The following is a 20,520-nucleotide window of genomic DNA, read 5'->3' on the forward strand; positions in this document are numbered from 1 at the left end:
TATAGACTATTTAATAGCTTTCTTTGCAGTTTCTGCTAATGAAGCAAATGCCTTTTCATCGTTAACTGCTAAGTCAGCTAGCATCTTACGGTTCATTTCAATGTTTGAAAGTTTCAAACCGTGCATTAACTTGCTGTAGCTTAAGCCGTTCATACGAGCAGCAGCGTTGATACGAGCAATCCATAATCTTCTGAAGTTTCCTTTGTTTGCTCGACGATCACGGAATGCGTATTCACGTGACTTCATAACTTGATCTTTAGCAGTCTTGAATAGACTGTGCTTACCTTCACGGTAACCTTTAGCTTCTTTTAAAACACGCTTACGACGTGCATGAGTAACTGTTCCACCCTTAACTCTTGGCATATTTAAATCCTCCTAAATTATGTCTTACTTAAAAGTATTAATTAAAACATCTTTGTGTATTTGCTTGCTAATGTATCGTTTACCATGCTTGTACCACGTAGGTTACGACGTTGTTTCTTTGTCTTACCGTGGAAACGGTGACTTGTGAATGCGTTAGCACTCTTTAAACCACCCTTAGCAGTTTTCTTGAAACGCTTTGCAATTGCACGATTTGATTTAGTCTTTGGCATTGAAAAAATCCTCCCTTAATTTAACTTAAGTATTATAAAAATACTATCTAATTTTTATCGCTTGACTTAGGTGCGAGCATTAGGAACATACTTCTTCCATCCATTTTTGCTCGTTGAGTAACGCTAGCAACATCTGATGTAGAATCTGCCATTCTGTTTAAAACATCACGACCAATTTCCTTATGTGTGATGGCACGTCCCTTAAAGCGAATTGAAACTCGAACTTTTTCACCTTTTGCGATGAATGTCTTAGCTCTCTTCAACTTAGTATTAAAATCATTAGTATCAATAGTTGGACTTAATCTAATTTCCTTAACACTAACTACCTTTTGCTTCTTACGAGATAGACGAGCTTTCTTTTGTTGTTCGAAACGGTATTTTCCGTAATCAATAACTTTAGCAACCATTGGCTTAGCCTTTGGAGCAACAACTACTAAATCTAATCCAGCAGCTTCAGCAATTTGCATTGCTTCGTCCTTTGACTTAATACCTAATTGATCACCGTCAGCACCAATTAAACGAACTTCGCGAGCTCGAATTCCATCATTAACCATCATATCGTTTGCTATGGTAATTCACCTCCAAGTATATTAAAAAGCAGAAAAAAACGGATGCCATAGTTGAGCACCCGCTTTTGGTCCTTTGAATATTAAATCAAAGGTTAATCCGATATCATGCCTAGCCATCTCTTTCGATCACTCAGGCGAGAAGCGGGATGCTTCTGCTTTTTCGTTACTTATATAATACCACATGAGTGATACATGTCAATAACATTTATTATTTTTCTCTTGAATAGTTACTAATGTCTTCTTGAATTTCTTTGATGAAGTCATCAAGACTTAGACTTTCACTATCTTGTTCACCGTACTTACGTACAGAAACTTGGTTTGAGTTCATTTCACTTTCACCAACAACGATTGTGTATGGAATCTTGTTAGTTTGAGCATCACGAATTAAGTAACCCATCTTTTCGTTTCTGTCGTCAACACTTGTACGGATACCTAATGCAGCTAACTTGCTGTTAACTTCCTTAGCATAGTCACCGTATTTTTCCATACTTACTGGAATAACTTTAACTTGCTTTGGAGCTAACCAAGTTGGGAATGCACCCTTGTATACTTCGATTAGGTAAGCAATGAATCTTTCCATAGTTGAAACTAAACCACGGTGCATCATAACTGGACGGTGTTCTTCACCATCTTCACCAACGTAGTGTAGATCAAATCTTTCAGGTAGCATGAAGTCTAATTGAATAGTTGATAGAGTTTCTTCATTACCCATTGCAGTGTAAGTTTGAACATCAAGCTTAGGACCGTAGAATGCTGCTTCACCTTCGGCTTCAACGTAGTCTAGGCCAAGATCATCCATGGCACCCTTAAGCATTGATTGTGACTTGCTCCACATTTCTTCATCATCAAAGTACTTTTCAGTGTTCTTAGGATCTCTGTAACTTAATCTGAAGTGGTAGTTCTTAATATCGAAGTCTTTGTATACTTCAACCATTAAACCAAGAACCTTCTTAAATTCGTCTTGGATTTGGTCTAGTCTTAAGAATGTGTGACCATCATTTAGAGTCATTTCACGAACACGTTGTAAACCTGATAAAGCACCTGATTTTTCGTATCTGTGCATCATACCAAGTTCAGCAATTCTCATTGGTAGTTCACGGTATGAACGAATGTGGTGCTTGAAGATTTGGATGTGACTAGGACAGTTCATAGGACGTAGTTCTAGTTCTTCACCGTCACCCATGTCCATTGGTGGGAACATGTCTTCACGGTAATGTTGCCAGTGACCAGATGTCTTGTATGCATCTAAGTTCATTAGAACTGGTGTAATAACATGTTGGTAACCGTTGGCTAATTCCTTATCGATGATGTATCTTTCAACAACACGACGGATAGTAGCACCATTTGGCATCCAGTAAGCTAAACCAGCACCAACCTTAGGGTCAACGAAGAATAAGTCTAACTTGTTCCCGATAACTCTGTGGTCTCTTTCTTTAGCTTCTTGTCTTCTCTTTAGATCTTCTTCTAGATCAGCTTTCTTGTAGAATGCTGTAGCGAAGATTCTTTGTAGCATTGGGTTTGATGATTTACCTTCCCAGTATGCACCGGCAACTGAAAGTAACTTGTATTCCTTAACAGCCTTGGCTTCTGGTAATACAACACCTTCACCTAAACCTAAATAGTCACCGATTTGGTAGAAGACAACTTGGCCATCTTCAGCTAATTCGTTAACTAACTTAGCTTGGTATGGATCTCCATCAACTTGCTTTAAAGCATCTTCTAGAGATAATACTTTTCTTTCAATTTTTACATTGTCTGAAACCATTTTGTTAATACGTTCTTCTACTTGTGGTAGTTCATCGGCACTAACTTGTGAGTCACGTTTGTCAGTATCAACGAAGAAACCGTCTTCGTCAGAAGTACTTTCACCAAATTGAATATTGTTAAATTGGTCAGCAAGGGCAGCTTTTAATAATTGTGAAGCTGTTTGGCGTAGAACCTTTAGACCATCTTCTGTATCTTTTGTAACGATTTCAATTTTGCCACCTTTTTCAAGTGGTAAATCAATTTCAACCATTTTTCCGTCAATCTTACCAGCTACTGATTTCTTAGCTAAACTAATTGAGATTGATTTAGCGATATCTTCAGTAGTTACTCCCTGATCGAATTCTTTTACGCTACCGTCAGGAAATTCAAATGAAATCTTTGCCATAATAGAGCACTCCCTTGTGTAATTTTCGAATAGAAACAAAAAAGTCCCTAGCATCTAAATAAATAGACACTAGGGACGTTAATAACGTGGTTCCACCCGAATTCTACCTATCTGCACAAACAAATAGGCCTCATAATAGTCTATAACGAAACAACCCGATTCAGAATTTTCCTCTGATTTAAAATAAAAGTGGTAACTTCAAATCTGAACATGAAGATACTTCCAGCAAATGTATCCTCTCCCTGTAAGTCGAGATTTAAAATCATGTCTTTTATCAACTGTCTTTATTATCGACAGTCACGCTTAAATTGTCAAGCATTAATTATTGTGGTCGACGATTTTGGCCAAACATCCCTACTTCTTTTGCCAAGTAGTGAACACGTTGCATGATTCGTTTAGCCTTAAGTGGTTCTACGTCACCTTTATTGTTAATAGCTAGGTGTTCTTCTTCAAATTGTTGCATTGAGAAGTTTGAAGTAAAGAATGTGCTTAGTGAGTTTTGCATTCTGTATTCAAGAATAACACCCAAGATATCATCCCTTACCCATGATGACATAGAATCAGCACCAATATCATCAAGGATTAAGACCGGTGTCTTCTTAATTGCATCTAGTTTATCAGCAACCAAGTTACTTGAAATTGCACTCTTCATTTCAACTGCAAAACTTGGAAAGTGAACCAAGGTTACTTCAAATCCATTCTTGGCTAATTCGTTAGCCATTGCAGCCATTAGAAAAGTTTTCCCGACACCAAATTCACCGTATAGATACATTCCTTGATGCCACTTATTAGGAGTATTGGTATATTCTTCAATGAAGTCAGTAACCAATCCCATCGCATTCATACGATAATCATTTTCACTTAAATCAAATTGATCTAAGGTAACGTTCTTAATGTTCTTAGGCATTGCAACCGCATGGATTCGTTTAAGCACTTTGGCCTTCTTCATATTGTCCTTAGTTTCTTGCGTAGGAACGTATGAAATATCAACCAGTCCCTTGTTAACTACTAATACAGGAGTATATCCAGGAATTGTTGTGGGTTGATTATTCTTTAGTTTGTTATTTTCTTGCACAAATTCATATAGTTTTGACATTGAGCGTTTTACAACATCGTCTTCCAACTCATCTTTGTGCTTATTCAAAAATGATTTAACATCTTCATTATTTAAAACAGCATTGACTGATTGTTGATAGCGTTCATTGTATTTTGGTTTGCTTAAAGTCTTTGCAAATTCATCACTTAAGTTTTTCATTCTCTACCCTCTTTTCTACTGTTACGAAGCTTTTGAATTCTCGCTTCTAGTTCTTTTTTCTTATCTTCGTTAACCTTACCATATTCCTTTGGCTTTTCGTTATCTTTTGCCCAATCAGGAAGGGTTTCTTTAACTGTCATCTTACGATTGTTATTGAAACGTGGTTTTCTAGGTTTATTTAATTCTTTTTGTCTGTTCTTGATGAAAGTAATCGCCTTACTTGCATCGGTAACATTATTTTGTGACCAGTTATCAGCAATTGCTTCAAAGAGGTTCTTATTTAAACCGGACTTTTCTTGATCAATTAGTAGATGATAAACAATCATGTTAATTACTTCTGGTTTTAGAATTTGTCTAGAAACCAAGTCAGAAATCATGCGTTCCTCATTGCTGTGAACATAGCCACCTTTAGCGGTCTTCAAATAGTTTAAAAATTCGATTGGTGCGTATTCACTAGATGACTTAATCAATTGTCTTTCCTGAGCATTTAATTCATTGCTATATGCCTCAGTGGATTTATCTGCAGCAGTGGATTCACGTGATATGTTAGCTGCATTTGATTGAAACTGTCTTGATACCAAAATCTTAAAGTTGTTTGGATCAAAGACGTTATTAGTAACATTAGTTGCCTTTTCAATCAATTTAGCCATTTCAATCTCATCAATACCGTACAACTGATGTTCTGAATTAATCAGATTGATATTCTTCTTAACATCAGATGTATTAACGTAAGATTGGTTTAGCATGTCTAATAGCAAGTTAAAGTCAAAGTCGTCACTTTTTTTGATGACTGGACCGGCTTTAACGTCATTACTATTATTCTTAATACTATTTTTTACTTGTTGAACTGCCTTTGGTGTGTTGGTAACTTCACTATCACGAATATTAAACACTTGAAGGAAGTTTCTTGAGACGTCCTTATATTCGGATAAATCAAATCCTGGTCGGATAAATTCATTATATAAGTCAACATATCTATCTTCACCAATTACTTGTAATAGTGAAACGCTTAGTAAATCATCCATAAAGAAATCATTAACGGATAGCGGACTAACAAGACGATAAACGTATTGTTTTTCGCCCTTATCACTAGTCTTGATATATGTCTTCATCAAGCCGGCAGCTTCCAGTCTCAATCGGGCCTCATAGAATGATTGCATATCGACACTCAAATAAGACAAGGTTTCAAAATGACTATGTGCTTGATGTGTCTTTTTTTCATGACTCATACGCCAAAAATTGTTAATCAAAGCATAGGGCAAGACACCAATGATTGGTTGATATAAAACATCCAAAGAAGTTCTTTGTAAGTCAGACAAATCATCATCTGCCAACAATATAAACTTGGATAGAGGATCTACCTCTCGCCATTGATCTGTCATATTAATTCCCCGCTATTTCTTATTTTTTTGGTCCTTATCTAATACCTCTTTTAGTTCATTATAAAAGACCGTCATATCTTTAAATTGACGATAAACACTTGCAAATCGAATATAAGCAATTTCATCGACATTAACTAGTTCTTTCATCACGTATTCACCAATTAGTTGACTTGACACTTCGTTTTCACCTAAAGAACGGATACGGTTTTCAACTTTATCCGCGATAGATGTCATTGCATCCATTGGTACTGGACGTTTTTCAGCAGAACGAATAATTCCACGAAGAATCTTTTCGTGGTCAAATTCTTCACGATTGCCGTTGTTCTTAATAACTAATAATGGTGTTTGTTCAATTCTTTCAAATGTTGTATATCTGTAATTACAATTTTCACATTCACGTCGACGTCTAATTACCTGGCCGTTTTCAGCAGGACGACTGTCAACTACTCTAGAAGAGTTTTTGTGGCAATGAGGACATTGCATATGTTTCACCTCAATTAATCTATGTTATTAAACAATTTTACCACTTGATTGCGTGTTTGCATAATGCTTCCATTACTATCGATCACATAAGTGGACAACTCTGCCTTAATTTTTAAAGGCCATTGGCTCTTAATTCTTGAATCTGCATCTTCTTTGGATAGAGAATCGCGTTCCATCAAACGCTTTTCCTGTTCATCAAAGTCACAAACAACGCTGATAATGTCATCACACATAAAGTGATAACCATTTTCAAACAATGTTGGTGCATCCAGGATGACTACATCATTTTTGGTCTCATCAATTCTTCTAATCACTTCGTTGCGAATGAATGGATCAATGATTCTGGTTAATTCAATCAGTTTAGACTTGTCGTTAAACACGATTGACCCCAATTTTTGTCGATTTAACTCACCATCTTCTTTGATAACATCTTTACCAAAAAAGGCAGCAATAGCCTCTAGACCCTTGCTGCCGTTTGATTGAACCTGGTGAGTAATTTTATCAGCGTCAATGATTTCATATCCAACACTTGCTAGATACTCAGACACAGTTGATTTTCCGGTGGCAATGCCACCGGTCAAACCAATTACTCTTGTCATGTTATTCAACCACTTTTCTTTGACAGTTAGGACAGAATGTTGTGCCTCGTTGAGCCACCTTAATCTTTTCTAATAAGGTATCACAACGTTCACAAGGTTCACCTTTTCTACCATACACATGTAGATGGTTTTGGAATGATCCAGCTTCTCCATATGCATTTGAATAAGAGTGAACAGTAGTTCCATGTCCCTTAATTGCCATTTTTATTTCTGCAATAATGTTCTTTCTTAATTCTTCAATTTCCTCATCGGTAATTAAGTTAGTTTGAGTTTCAGGGTGAATCTCGGTCAACCATAAAACTTCGTCACAGTAAATATTACCTAATCCAGCAATATTACTTTGGTTTAGTAAAAATGGTTTAATCTTTCCTCTAGCCTTGTTCATGATTGATTTCATGTAATCAAATGTTAGAGTTTCATCGGTTGGTTCAGGACCAATTGTACCTAAACCAGAAAGAGTCTTTTCGTCACCGTTTTTAACTAAGTACATACGACCAAACTTACGGCTATCTTTGTATCTTAGTTCACGGTCATCATCCATATGGAAAATAATATGAGTATGTTTAGTTGGTTCAGTTCCATCAGGTTCTACGTCATACTTACCTTCCATTCTTAGATGTGATACCAAAGTCATTTCGTTATCAAATCTGAATAATAGGTATTTACCACGGCGATCAATACGATTAATAGTGTGGCCTTCTAGAGTATCCTTGAATTCCTTTGCACTAACATTAATCATTTTTGGATATAATACATCAATTGTCTTAACCTTAGCACTTTCCACTAAGTTAGTAAGACCTCTTCTAACAGTTTCTACTTCAGGTAATTCAGGCATATCATTAAACCTCACTTAATTTATTTCAAACTGTACCAGTTTTTACCGTAATGACTCTTAACATTTAGCGGAACGTTAAGTTCAACAGCTGAGTCCATTACCTTTGGTACTAAGTCACTTAATACTTCAATTTCTTCATCAGGTGCTTCAAAAATTAATTCATCATGCACTTGTAATAACATTTTGGCTTTCATGCCACGTTTGCTTAATTCATTTTCCATCTTAATCATTGCAATCTTAATAATATCAGCGGCACTACCTTGGATTGGTGAGTTCATTGCTGTTCTTTCTGCAAATGATCTTAGGTTAAAGTTCTTTGAATTGATGTCTGGTAGATAGCGTCGACGATGAAGGATAGTTTCAACATAACCATTTTTCTTTGCGTTTTCAACACTTTCATCCATGTATTTCTTAACACCTGGATATTCAGCAAAGTACTTTTCGATGAACTCCTTAGCATCTTTACGACTGATTCCAGTATTCTTGGCTAAACCAAAATCGGAAATTCCATAAACAATTCCAAAGTTAACAGCCTTAGCTTGACGACGAAGTTCAGGAGTTACTTCACTGTTATCCTTTAATCCAAAGATTCTTCTGGCGGTTGATGCATGAATATCATCATTATGGATGAATTCATCTTGCATGTTCTTGTCACCAGAAATAGAAGCAAGCACTCTCAATTCAATTTGAGAATAATCGGATGAGAAGATTTGGTAGTTATCATGACTAGGTATGAATGCTTGTCTGATTTTACGTCCTTCTTCAGTTCTTACTGGGATGTTTTGTAGGTTAGGATCTACTGAGGATAATCTTCCAGTTTGGGTAAGAGTTTGTAAGTATCTAGTATGAACCTTGCCATCACCGTGAATATCGGATAGTAATCCTTCAACATAGGTTGATAGAATCTTGGATAGTTGACGATATTCAAGGATTGCTTCAACGATTGGATAGTCAGGAGCAAGTTGTTCTAACACACCCACTGCAGTTGAGTAACCTGTCTTAGTCTTCTTAATTACGGGTAGTTGTAATTTTTCAAATAGAATTACACCCAGTTGTTTAGGGGATGCAATATTGAATTCTTCACCAGCATCGTTATAGATAGTTTGTTTGATTTCTTCTAAACGTTCAGAAAGTTTGCTTTGCATTTCGTTTAGAACATCTTTATCAACTACGACACCTGCAATTTCCATTCTAGCTAATACAAATGTTAATGGTAATTCAACATCAGTATATAGGTCCCATTGGTTATTTTCCTTTAAACCATCGAATAGCTTATCTTTTAATGCATCAATGGCATTTAACTTTCTAGCGAAATGGTTAAATAACTTATCGCCTTCAGGAATTTCACGCTTAGCACCCTTACCATATACATCATCATCTGATTGAACATCAAAATAATCATGACGATTAGCAACTTTACCTAAATCATTACTATTGTCGTTTGTGTCCAACAGGTATGAAGATAGTAATAAATCAAAATCGACGTTGTTTAATGTAATGCCTAAACGATTTAAACCAACGTAGGTTCTTTTAGCATCAAACACATCTTTTTTAACATCATTGCTTTCAATGATTTGTTTAATCTGATTATTCTTTAGATATTCAACATCGTTTGATACATAAATCTTATCGTTAATCTTTAGAGCAAATCCGATGAATGGAGCATCATGATAGTTGTCACCATCCATGCCAATGTAAAATGTCACCTTGGAACTGTCTTGTTTAGCAAGTTCAGACAAAGTATCATCGCTAACTTCAATGTATTCAATATCCTTCATATTGGTATTTTGAGTTGTGTTCATTTCACTAAGGAATTTTCTAAAGTTCATTTGACGATAGAACGCGATTAAATCATCTAGATGATCTCCTTCGTATTCTAAATCATCAATTGAAATTTCGATTGGTGCTTCACGATTGATTCTAGCTAACTTTTTGGCTAGGAAAGCCTCGTCCTTATCTTCAATTAGGTGTTCCTTTAGTTTCTTGCCAGAAACTTCATCAAGATGATCGTAAAGGTTTTCGACGCTGCCAAATTGTTTAACTAATTTTAGGGATGTCTTGTCACCGACACCGGTAACACCAGAATAATTGTCAGATGAATCACCTTTCAAGGCTTTCCAATCAATAATTTGTTCGGGCGTAATTCCCATTGTTTCTTTAACATAGTCAGTATCGTATCTAACAACACCTGAAACACCACGGTTAGAAATAGATACAGTTGTCTTATCTGAACATAGTTGAGTTAAATCATTATCTCCAGTGACAATGGTTGTATCGAATCCTAAACCATCAGCTTGTTTTGAAAGTGTACCGATAATGTCATCTGCTTCGTAATTATTTAATTGGTAATATTTAATACCACGATTTTTTAGAAGTTCTTTTACATAGTCGAATTGTTCAACTAATTCTTCAGGAGTCTTGTCTCTACCAGCCTTGTAATCAGAGTACATTTCTGTTCTAAATGTAGTTTTTCCGGCATCAAAGGCTACCAGAACGTGAGTAGGTTTCACTTTATCTAACATGATATTTAGCATGTTATTGAAACCATAAATTGCGTTAGTATGTACCCCTTCGTTATTAGTAAAACGATCTACTAATTTAATTAAAGCAAAGAAGGCTTTATAAGTAATACTATTTCCATCGATTAATAATAATCTCTTATCAGACATATAATTCTCCTTACCGTTTTCTTCGATAACTTAATTTTAACATGCACGCACAGTATATTATATAAAAAATAAAAAAGATGGTGTTGTATAAACACCATCTTTTTTATTATCTGTTATTGTCACCAATTCCAAAAATACTTAGTAAGTTTAAGAATAGGTTAATAAAGTCCATGTATAAAATCATCGCACCATTAATGGCTAAACCATTTTCTGATACTTCAGAACCATATTCGTTAAACGCTTCCTTAATTTTTTGACTGTCATAAGCAGTAAATGCTGTAAAGATAATAACAGCAATAAATGAAATGAATAGGTCAAATAATGGATTGTGTAAGAAAATATTAATGATACTTACAACAAGCAATGCAATAAAGGCAGCCATTGCTTGAGTTCCAATCTTATCTAAGCTCTTCTTAGTAGTAACACCAATAATTGCCATAATGGCGAAATCAATGGTAGTAGTGAAGAATGCTTCAGCAATTGCAGTTGGACTGTAAAACATAAATACATATGAGAATAATCCACCTGTTAATGCTGAGAAGACCACTAACAAAATAAATCCAGCGAATGCATTACGCATAGCAACTGATTGAGTAGCAAAAGCTAACACAAACCATAGAATGAAGCCTACGATAGTTGCTCCATAGCTAAAACTAGCGTGATACATTCCACCCATTAAATAAGCAACAATTCCAGAAATTAATACTGAAAGAGTCATCCATCCATATGTTTTAGTTAAAAATCTGTTCATCCCGAAAGCGTCATTTACTAAACGACGTCCAGCTTGATCATAGTTATTCATAAAATCCATAAACCTCCTTGTTTACGATGTGTTAGAAGTATTCTACCAGAATCGTAAGAAACTACAAGTGTTTAATTCATGTTATTTGTTACATCATTCAACAAGTTTTCGTAGATTCTTTCGTACTTTTGAATATCTCCTGCACCCATGAATACGACAACAGCATCATGATATTCAAGTAATGGTGACATGTTTTCGGCTTCGATTAATCCACCATTCTTAGTAATCTTGTTTGCTAAGTCAGCACTTGAAATCTTACCAGATTTTTCACGTGGCGAACTGTAAATCTTAGTGATGTAAACGTCATCTGCCTTGTTTAGACTCTTAGCGAAATCATCTAAATAAGCGATTGTACGACTGAATGTGTGTGGTTGGAATACCGCAATAATCTTCTTGTTTGGATATTCTTGTCTTGCAGCATCAATGGTTGCGTCAATTTCTGAAGGATGATGAGCATAGTCATCAATAATAGTCATGTCAGCAACTTTTCTTTGTGCAAAACGTCTCTTAACACCCTTGAAAGTTTCTAATTCACGTTGAACTTCATCTAGGTTATCGTGTTCGAAGTATGAAACAGCGATAACTGCTAGTGCGTTCAATACGTTATGTTCACCGTATAAGTGAATTTGGAAATGACCTAGTTTCTTACCCTTGTATTCAACATCAAATTCTGAACCTGAAGTGCTCTTAACAACGTTAACAGCTCTAAAATCATCATCTTCTCTAGTACCGTAGTAATAGATTGGCACATCGGCTTTAATGTCTCTTAGGTTTTCATCGTCACCCCAAGCAAAGATACCTTTCTTTGTTTGGTTAGCGAATGTTTGGAATGCACTCTTAACATCTTCGATTCCTGTGTAGTAATCAGGGTGATCAAAGTCAATGTTAGTCATGATTGCATAATCTGGACTAGTTGCTAAGAAGTGACGACGGTATTCATCAGCTTCGTATGCAAAGAATCTAGCATTTGGAACACCTTTACCCGTACCATCACCGATAAGGTAATCAGTAGGTGCAATTCCTGATAATACGTGAGCTAATAGACCGGTAGTACTTGTCTTACCATGGGCACCACAAACACCAATACTAGTGTGTCCTTTAATCATTTCACCTAGAAACTCATGGTATCTAAATACTGGTAGTCCCATTTCTCTTGCTTTTTTGATTTCAGGTTGATCATCTGTAAATGAGTTACCTGCAATTACAGTTAAACCTTCTTTAATGTTATCTACGTTAAAAGGAAGTACTTTAATTCCTGCTTGTTCTAGACCAACTTGAGTAAATGTGTATTTATCAATGTCTGAACCTTGTACTTCGTATCCTCTATCTTTAAGGATTCTTGCCATTGCCGACATTCCTGTACCTTTAACACCGACAAAGTGATATATTTTCTTTGCATCCATAATTAAATGCTCCTTTTATCTCTCATTAATCTTATAATATCAGATTTGAGCTGATATGGCGCCCCTTTTTTAAATATTTAACTTTTTGTAATCACTTTCTGTTAAATATACATCTCTCGGTTTAGAACCATGTTGACCTGATACATAATTATGCTTCTCTAACTCATCAATCAAACTGGCAGCTCGATTGTATCCAATTGAGAAGACTCTTTGTAGTTTTGATGTCGATACTGTTTCTTCATTGGAAATATATTCCAAAACATCTGGCATCAATTCGTCTTGTTGTTCGACTTGGTTTACGCTCTTCAACAATGAATCAGGTTGGAAAGCATACTTAGGTTCACCTTGTTTTCTAACTTCATCGGTTACTCGTTCGATTTCATCGTTAGTAACAAATGTACCTTGTAAACGAGCAGATTGACTTGCCCCATTTCCTAAGTACAACATATCACCTTTTCCAAGTAATCTTTCGGCACCAGCAGTATCGATAATCGTTCTCGAATCAACTTGACTGGATACCATAAAGGCAACACGAGTTGGAATATTATTCTTGATTGTACCAGTAATAATATCAACACTAGGTCTTTGAGTGGCAACAATCAAATGAATACCTGCCGCTCTGGCCTTTTGTGTAATTCTTACGATGTAGTCTTGCACTTCGTTAGAAGCGACCATCATCAAGTCGGCCAACTCATCGATTACAATCAAAATGTAAGGCATCTTCTTGGTATATTCACCAGCTTGTTCAGCCATTTGATTGAATTGTTCGATGTTTCTTGCCCCTGCTGCAGCAAGTTTTTCATATCTTTCATCCATTTCCTTAACAGACCATTTCAAAGCTGCAGAGGCTTGTTTTGGATCTGATATAACTGGTGAAAGCAAGTGTGGCAATTTATCATAAGGAGCCATTTCCACGGCCTTTGGATCAATTAAAATCATCTTTAATTGTGCAGGAGTTGCCTTGTATAGTAGTGAAATTAATAAACTATTTAAGAACACACTCTTCCCTGAACCAGTTGCCCCGGCAATTAGACCATGAGGCATCTTACTCAAGTCTGTCATTTGAGGTTTACCTGTTAGGTCGACCCCTAAAGCAACAGTAAGTGGTTTGTCTGTCTTTTCAAACTGTGGTGTATCCAATACTTCGGATAATCTAACTGGTCTTGGCTTTGGATTTGGAATTTCAATACCTACAGTTGTCTTTCCAGGAATTGGTGCTTCGATTCTGATGTCCTTAGCAGCTAATGCTAGTTTCAAGTCATCCGTTAGGTTAGTAATCTTACTTACTTTAACCCCAAGTTGAAGCTTAATTTGGAATTGTGTAACTGTTGGTCCATTGGTCCAATCAACAACGTTTGCATCCACATTAAAAGCACGGAGTGTTTCATCCAAGATTTCAGCTTGATTTTCAATCCAATCATCCATTGAATCATCTTCAAATTCATCTGATGGTTCCAATAAATTCATAGATGGGAATTGGTAGCCCTTATCATCGTAATCAGCAGAAACACTTTCATCATGATGATATTCTTCCTCAGAAGTGTCATCTTCTTCTGACTCGTTAGATTGCGCTACTGGACGATCATTAAAGATGGATAAGTCTTTTTGCACGTTTTGCTCTTGGTTCAAGATTGATGCTAAAGAATGTCCTAATCCATGATTTTCGATATTTCTCTTTTGTTCTTGTGGTTCTTCAACATGTTCATTATCATCATTACCACTTGTTTCAGTTGTCGTTTCATCAATTTCGGCACGTTCTTCTTCGTTGCTTGAAGCATCATAATCAGATGAAACATATTGAGTAGTATCTCCATCAACCGATGAATTATTTACATCATCATGTGAAGAGACGATGTCGTCACTATCCGAATTAGCGTAACTATCACTAATAGGTTCATCATCGTAATAATCATTAGTCTGAGTATCATCTTCAACATCGTTTTCTGATTCTGACTCTAGGTTATCAGGGTGATCGTAAACATCATGATTTACCATCCCCATGAACTTATCAAACGAAGAGTGATTGGATGAACTGCTTTGTTCTGCACTTTGTGGAACTTCGTTACTTGAAGTCTCAGCTCCATCAGCAACAGTGTTGCTTACAGAAACGGGTTCACTGTCAGCCACAACTGCTTCTTGAGCTTCCGCTTCACTTTCAGCAGCCTTACTTCTATCAATGTATGGTGTTGAGTATGGTTCTGCTTCTATGTCATTAAATTGTTCGATTGATTGTTTATCAACTGCATCAGCTTGACTAGTTGCGATTGATTCGTCTTCAGAAGTGTTAATTTCTTCTCGATCTAAATCAATAGCTCCAGTATCATCACTTGTCATTCCAATTAATTCTTCATTGTGACGATCAAGTTGATTCATGATTTTTCTGAATTTGCTAGAAGTTTCATTTTGGTAGAATTGAACTTTTGAGCCACTAGTTGAATTATGACTAGGTTTAAAGGCTGCTGCTCTTTTAGCAATTGGATTATCTCTGTTAAGTAGAAGATAATCTTCAGAATCATCATTTTGTCTTACAGTTGCATCTCTATTAGTTCGGGATTCACTTTTATTAGACTTATTATTATGTTTTAATTCATTGTTTTTACCTAAAACGTTATATTTACGGTAAAAAGCAGGTCCGTCATAGTGTTCCATTCAAGCGTCATCCTTAATCTAAAAATTTATGTATAGCGGGGATTTTAAATCCCCTATCACTTACTTATTTTGAAAATAATGTGTCAGCTTTATCAAAGTCAAAAGCTTCTCCAACTTCTTGGTAATCGTTAGGTAGAATCAAAGCACCTGGTCTTTGTGGTGCATTTGGAATTAATAGTTCACGACCTGAACAAATCATCCCGTTACTTTCTTCACCCTTCAATTCACCAGGCCAAATAATTAGACCATCAGGCATCATTGCACCAACTTTAGCTACAACAACCTTAATGTCTTCTTGCATGTTTGGAGAACCACTAACGATTTGTAGTGTCTTACCATCATTAATTTCAGTTTCAGTAATCTTTAGGTGGTCAGACTTAGGATGTTCTTTAACAGATTTTACATATCCCACAACAAACTTTGGATCAGTATCCATTTCAATAGTGTCCTTAATTCCATTATCTGATAATGATTTATTTAAGGCGTCTAAATCTTCTTGAGTTAAGGTAACTTCACCGTTTATGTCTTCTAGACGTGGTAGTACTTCAGAAGCGTTAGTAAAGTTAAAACCAGTAACGTGGTCATTTTCTGAATCGGAAATTCTGACAACATTACCAATTTGTTCTACCTTTTGTTCTTTAGCGTCTTCATCCAAGATGACAACTAAAATGTCACCAGTTTGTTTTGGGTTATAACTTGCAATTAACATTAAATCTTACCTTCCACATATTAATTATTATAGAGAATCGATAAATTCTTCTACTTGTTTCTTTGTTTTTCTGTCTTTGTTTACGTAACGGCCAATTTCTTCACCGTTTTCGAATGCAACAAAGCTTGGAATACCAAAGATTGCTAAGTCAGCAGCTAAATCAATGTTTTGGTCACGATCAACTGCGATAAATTTGTAATCTGGGTATTCTGCTTCAATTTCTGGCATTGCTGGCTTGATAAATGAGCAATCTGGGCACCAGTCAGCTGAGAAGAATAGCATGTACTTGCCATCGCTAACCGTCTTCTTTAATTCATCTAAGTTCATTGTTGGTAATTGTTCCATGTTTATTCACTCCAATTATTTTTTCTTTATTATAACTTATTTCTTGCTATTTTCGATGCAGTTTGATTATAAATTTGAATGTAATATAATGTATCCTATATAAAAAGGATGTGATATATCATTAAGTCTAAAGATGCAATCGTTTCAACCCTTGCCATTGGAGTTATCGGCACTAGTGTTTTAGTTGCTAAAAAGATTAAGCAAGAAAAACATATTAAAAAAATTAACCTACAAATAACTCATGCAAAAAATACTTTAAACAAAAGCAAAGTTTACGGTAGCTGGGTTATGAAAAAGAATAACAATAAAGATTACGTTGGTGCTATCAACGTTTTAGAAAACGATGAAATAATTGAACGATACTTCGAAATTAATTCTAACTATCAATTCAAATGGATTAACGAACTTCAAGAAGACTATTAATTAGTCTTCTTTTTTGTTGAAGTAAGCAACAATCTTGTAGATTGGACCTTTGCTACTAAACTTGTGTTCATATTCAGTTTCAACATTATCTTCCATGTATTCACTATTGTGTAAATCAAGTGATAATAAGTCGAAGTACATTCCGTAATTATTGAAAGTAATTACAGAGTATTCAAATAAGCCACGGTTATCAGTCTTGAAAACGACAGGAGCGTCTTCCTTTAGAATTGTCTTGTAACTATCCAAGAATGTTGGTGAAGTAAGTCTTCTTTTAGCATGACGCTTCTTTGGCCATGGATCTGAGAAGTTTAAATAAACTGTATCAATTTCATGTTTACCAAAGAATGTATCTACACCTGCACCATCGGTATGAACCAATTGTAGGTTTGGTAAATCAGCTTCAACAACCTTCTTCAAGGCAATTGCGATAACTGTCTTTTGGATTTCGATACCTAAGAAGTTAACTTCAGGATGCTTTTTGGCCATTTCAACGATGAATTGACCCTTTCCTGTTCCAATTTCAATATGAATTGGTTGTTCTTTTTCAAAACGTTGTGACCATTTGCCAATCCAGTTTTCAGGATCAGTCACAATATATTTTTGGTTATCTTTGATATAACCGTCTGCCCATGGCTTATTTCTAACTCTCACGAATTATCCTCCTCATAAAAAATAGCCAAAACCAAGGTTTTGACTAATTAAATCTGCCAAATGTTCTATTTTTATTCTGTTACCTATTTTACTGGCTTTTTAATAGCTACGTCAAGCAACATCAATAATTTGAACTGGCTTTTTTTATTTTCTTTGGTACATATATTTTAATCAATAAAATCCATTCAATAACTAACGCCAAGAATAACATTAATGACCCTAATAAATTAAACATGAAGATTGAACCAATCATCAATACGATAATAACTAAAATCATTATCTTGCCAATCACGTTGGTAAACGACTTTACTTGTAGATCAAAGTTAATTGGATACAAGGATGTAAAGACATTATCCTCGAAGTTAGTAAAGTATGGAATCAGTTGAAACACAATCAAATACATAAATAGCATTGCAATTAAAATTGCCATCCAGTCTAGTTTAATTGCTCCAATGATGATTGCGCCAAGAATAGAAACTCGTGTCAATAAACCACTAATTTCCTTATCTCTAACTATTCCTCTTGAATATAGGACTGAATAAACGTCATTATTGAATATTTTAAACATTGAATCAAGATAGCTGCGTCTCTTAACCGCTCCTTGCATGTTTTCAACATCGGTAAACATGTTAAAGAATCGATTAAGGCTGTTTTCATGACTTTCCGTCTTTTCAATCACCACTTGCCAATTAATGCTTTGTTGTTTGAGTTTAGCAACTAATAAATGAGACAAAATCAACACCACAATGCCAATTATCACACCCACATAAACATTAAAATAAGTAGCTAAAACAACAACCACCAATGGAATAATCACACGGTAGAATATTTTATTATTCAAAAAATTGCCGTTGTGATGGTAGTTATCAGTCATTTGAAAGTTTAAAATCATCATCTTTAAAACGACCAAGATTACTAAAAACATCAAAGTCAAAGCAATGTTAATAGTCACCATTGTCTTTTCAATAAATGGAATCATGATAAACCATGCCACAATTTGGACAATGACTGCTATAGACTTCGAGTATCTTAAGCCACTGCGTAGAAAGGCAAAGAATTCTTTTTCCTTTGGTAACCAGAACACGAAGTCGGCTCTTTTTACAAAAGTAACCAAATTATTTAATTGAATAACAACTAATAAAAGAACCACTAAGACTAGTTTTTCCCACCATTGTCCGGCTTGAAGATGTTTAATAAACATCGCGTATTGATATCCAATCCCACCAATGATAAACATTAACGCAATCACAAAGAAATCATTAAATACATATCTTAAATACTTGGACATTTGCGTGAAATGGGCTTGCAAACGCTGATTAAAAAGACTATTCATTAGCTTCTTCCTTTGCAAGCTTCAAATAAATATCATTTAAGGAACTATCTTTGCTACCAAATTCATCTTGTAGTTTTTCAATGTTTCCTTCTGTTCTGATTTGCCCATTGTGAATCAAAACAAAACGATCACAAAATCTTTCAGCTGTATCTAGTACATGGGTAGACATTAAAATGCTGCTACCCTTTTTCTTTTGTTCTTCAATTAGGTTAAGCAAGTCATTTACTGCGACCGGGTCCAAACCTAAGAATGGTTCATCAATAACAAATAATTTGGCATTTGTGATAAACGCACAAAGAATCATCACCTTTTGACGCATTCCCTTTGAGAAATTGATTGGGAACCATTCAAGTTTATTTTCTAGTCGAAACATCTTTAGCATCTTATTAGCATCTTTCCATGCAGCTTGTTCGTCTAGGTCATAAGCCTTAATGGTAGTTTCAATATGTTCTTTTAAGGTTAGTTCTTTATATAAAACCGGAAATTCCGGGATATATGCAATTTGTTTCTTATATTCTTCGATATCATCTTGCATTGCGATTCCATTAATCTTAATTGATCCAGAAAATGGTCTTAACAATCCAATGACATGATTAATTGTGGTTGACTTCCCTGCACCATTTAAACCGATTAATCCGACTAATTCGCCGTCTTTTACGTCAAATGATACATCTTTTAGTACTGGAATTCGTGAGTATCCACCCACTAAATTATCCACTTTTAATGACACGGAATATCACCCCTATGAAATTTATTAACGTCAATTATATCACAAGTTCCTTTAAGCTTAATTTATGTTAATATGTATATAATCATAGTAATATCAAAGAAAGGAAGAATAATATGAGTGATTGTGTATTCTGCAAAATAATTGATGGTGAAATTCCTAGCTACACTATTTACGAAGATGAATATGTGAAAGCATTCTTGGACATTTCACAAGCTACACCTGGTCACACTTTAGTTGTGCCAAAAAAACATGTTGCTAATATCTACGAATATGATGAAAAGCTTGCTGAAAAAGTATTTTCAAGAATTCCTAAGATTGCTAGAGCGATTCAAAAATCAGCTCCAGACATTTTAGGAATGAACATCGTAAATAACAATGGTGAATTGGCATATCAATCTGTGTTCCATTCACATTTCCACCTTATTCCTAGATATAGTGAAAACGATGGCTTCTCTATGAGCTTTCAAGACAACTCAGATAAGTACAATGAAGAAGCTTTTGAACAAATTAAAGCAAATATTATTAGTTCATTGGAGGAATAAGCATGATTAAATCAATGCTAAAGCTACTAGGATTATCTGCAGCTGGTTTGGCCGCTTATCTAGTTGTTACTAAACGCGATCCAAAAGAATTTGCCAACAGTGTTTATTCATCTACTAAGGATAAAATCAATGGCGTTTCAAACGTTTTAGATCAAAAAAATAAGCTAACTGCTAACATCTCAAAGTTACAGGATGAAGTTAGTAAGTCAAAGCCTACTATTGCAACTATGCAAAGAGATATTGATGAATATCAATTCAAAATCAATCCGCACGTAGATTTAATTAACCAAAGAATTAATAATATCACCAAATAAATTTAAAAATTTCTTAAGTTTTTTTGTGATAAAATTTACTATGTGTTAACGTAAAACTATCAGTTAATGATAGATAAAATAA

At 35.2% G+C, this 20,520-nt stretch carries 21 protein-coding genes and 1 other annotated feature; of the genes, 3 read left to right on the plus strand and 18 right to left on the minus strand.

What is annotated here, in order from left to right; translation table 11 throughout:
* Positions 1-6: 6 nt before the first annotated feature.
* From rplT to OEZ61_RS00990, 15 genes are all read right to left on the minus strand, one after another.
* On the minus strand, positions 7-363 hold the full coding sequence (rplT, locus tag OEZ61_RS00920) for a 50S ribosomal protein L20 (protein ID WP_034531196.1): 357 nt from the start codon (positions 361-363) through the stop codon (positions 7-9).
* Positions 364-404: 41 nt separating this feature from the next.
* Complete coding sequence (gene rpmI, locus OEZ61_RS00925) at positions 405-593, minus strand: 50S ribosomal protein L35 (protein ID WP_034531197.1); 189 nt, start codon at positions 591-593, stop codon at positions 405-407.
* Between the two features lie 47 nt (positions 594-640).
* On the minus strand, positions 641-1,150 hold the full coding sequence (infC, locus tag OEZ61_RS00930; protein ID WP_034533640.1) for a translation initiation factor IF-3: 510 nt from the start codon (positions 1,148-1,150) through the stop codon (positions 641-643).
* A gap of 36 nt (positions 1,151-1,186) precedes the next feature.
* Positions 1,187-1,326, minus strand: a sequence feature (ribosomal protein L20 leader region).
* A 44-nt stretch (positions 1,327-1,370) separates the two neighbouring features.
* A complete protein-coding gene (gene thrS, locus OEZ61_RS00935) occupies positions 1,371-3,314 on the minus strand; it encodes a threonine--tRNA ligase (RefSeq protein WP_034533642.1) in 1,944 nt (647 codons plus the stop codon).
* 322 nt (positions 3,315-3,636) lie between these two features.
* Complete coding sequence (gene dnaI, locus OEZ61_RS00940; protein WP_094751147.1) at positions 3,637-4,569, minus strand: primosomal protein DnaI; 933 nt, start codon at positions 4,567-4,569, stop codon at positions 3,637-3,639.
* Positions 4,566-5,951, minus strand: a complete 1,386-nt coding sequence (locus OEZ61_RS00945; protein ID WP_290046654.1) for a DnaD domain protein — start codon at positions 5,949-5,951, stop codon at positions 4,566-4,568. The genes dnaI and OEZ61_RS00945 overlap by 4 nt, the downstream gene beginning before the upstream one ends.
* 12 nt (positions 5,952-5,963) lie before the next feature.
* Positions 5,964-6,434 (minus strand): transcriptional regulator NrdR, encoded by a 471-nt coding sequence (nrdR, locus tag OEZ61_RS00950; protein ID WP_034531205.1) that lies wholly within the window; start codon positions 6,432-6,434, stop codon positions 5,964-5,966.
* A gap of 14 nt (positions 6,435-6,448) precedes the next feature.
* Positions 6,449-7,033, minus strand: a complete 585-nt coding sequence (coaE, locus tag OEZ61_RS00955; protein WP_057197755.1) for a dephospho-CoA kinase — start codon at positions 7,031-7,033, stop codon at positions 6,449-6,451.
* Position 7,034: 1 nt separating this feature from the next.
* Entirely contained in the window at positions 7,035-7,868 is an 834-nt protein-coding gene (gene mutM, locus OEZ61_RS00960; protein ID WP_057197753.1) for a bifunctional DNA-formamidopyrimidine glycosylase/DNA-(apurinic or apyrimidinic site) lyase, read from the minus strand.
* Between the two features lie 20 nt (positions 7,869-7,888).
* Positions 7,889-10,537 (minus strand): DNA polymerase I, encoded by a 2,649-nt coding sequence (gene polA / locus OEZ61_RS00965; protein WP_290046655.1) that lies wholly within the window; start codon positions 10,535-10,537, stop codon positions 7,889-7,891.
* A gap of 106 nt (positions 10,538-10,643) precedes the next feature.
* The gene (locus OEZ61_RS00970; protein WP_052471456.1) at positions 10,644-11,339 is read right to left on the minus strand and encodes a Bax inhibitor-1/YccA family protein; all 696 of its coding nucleotides are present in this window, start codon (positions 11,337-11,339) and stop codon (positions 10,644-10,646) included.
* Positions 11,340-11,410: 71 nt separating this feature from the next.
* Positions 11,411-12,742: a UDP-N-acetylmuramate--L-alanine ligase gene (gene murC, locus OEZ61_RS00975; RefSeq protein WP_034531212.1), complete on the minus strand. Its 1,332-nt coding sequence runs from the start codon at positions 12,740-12,742 to the stop codon at positions 11,411-11,413.
* 69 nt (positions 12,743-12,811) lie between these two features.
* Positions 12,812-15,391, minus strand: coding sequence for a DNA translocase FtsK (locus OEZ61_RS00980; protein WP_041152223.1), 2,580 nt, complete (start codon positions 15,389-15,391; stop codon positions 12,812-12,814).
* 64 nt (positions 15,392-15,455) lie between these two features.
* Complete coding sequence (ytpR, locus tag OEZ61_RS00985; protein ID WP_041152222.1) at positions 15,456-16,100, minus strand: YtpR family tRNA-binding protein; 645 nt, start codon at positions 16,098-16,100, stop codon at positions 15,456-15,458.
* Between the two features lie 27 nt (positions 16,101-16,127).
* Positions 16,128-16,445 carry a thioredoxin family protein gene (locus OEZ61_RS00990; protein WP_034531217.1) on the minus strand — a complete coding sequence of 106 codons (318 nt, stop codon included), beginning with the start codon at positions 16,443-16,445 and terminating at the stop codon, positions 16,128-16,130.
* 288 nt (positions 16,446-16,733) lie between these two features.
* On the opposite strand from OEZ61_RS00990, the gene OEZ61_RS00995 reads away from it, so the two are divergent.
* Positions 16,734-16,868, plus strand: coding sequence for a hypothetical protein (locus OEZ61_RS00995; protein ID WP_257719911.1), 135 nt, complete (start codon positions 16,734-16,736; stop codon positions 16,866-16,868).
* Here OEZ61_RS00995 and trmB read toward each other — a convergent pair whose 3' ends face one another.
* From trmB to OEZ61_RS01010, 3 genes are all read right to left on the minus strand, one after another.
* A complete protein-coding gene (gene trmB / locus OEZ61_RS01000; RefSeq protein WP_034531218.1) occupies positions 16,869-17,519 on the minus strand; it encodes a tRNA (guanosine(46)-N7)-methyltransferase TrmB in 651 nt (216 codons plus the stop codon).
* Between the two features lie 121 nt (positions 17,520-17,640).
* The gene (locus tag OEZ61_RS01005; protein ID WP_290046661.1) at positions 17,641-18,852 is read right to left on the minus strand and encodes an ABC transporter permease; all 1,212 of its coding nucleotides are present in this window, start codon (positions 18,850-18,852) and stop codon (positions 17,641-17,643) included.
* On the minus strand, positions 18,845-19,582 hold the full coding sequence (locus OEZ61_RS01010; protein WP_057197748.1) for an ABC transporter ATP-binding protein: 738 nt from the start codon (positions 19,580-19,582) through the stop codon (positions 18,845-18,847). Before OEZ61_RS01010 ends, OEZ61_RS01005 begins: the two co-directional genes overlap by 8 nt.
* A gap of 113 nt (positions 19,583-19,695) precedes the next feature.
* On the opposite strand from OEZ61_RS01010, the gene OEZ61_RS01015 reads away from it, so the two are divergent.
* On the plus strand, positions 19,696-20,124 hold the full coding sequence (locus OEZ61_RS01015) for an HIT family protein (protein ID WP_041152218.1): 429 nt from the start codon (positions 19,696-19,698) through the stop codon (positions 20,122-20,124).
* Between the two features lie 2 nt (positions 20,125-20,126).
* Entirely contained in the window at positions 20,127-20,438 is a 312-nt protein-coding gene (locus tag OEZ61_RS01020; RefSeq protein WP_290046664.1) for a hypothetical protein, read from the plus strand.
* The last annotated feature ends 82 nt before the right edge of the window (positions 20,439-20,520 follow it).

The sequence above is a fragment of the Apilactobacillus sp. EABW-1NA genome (assembly GCF_030398685.1).
Lineage (GTDB): Bacteria > Bacillota > Bacilli > Lactobacillales > Lactobacillaceae > Apilactobacillus > Apilactobacillus waqarii.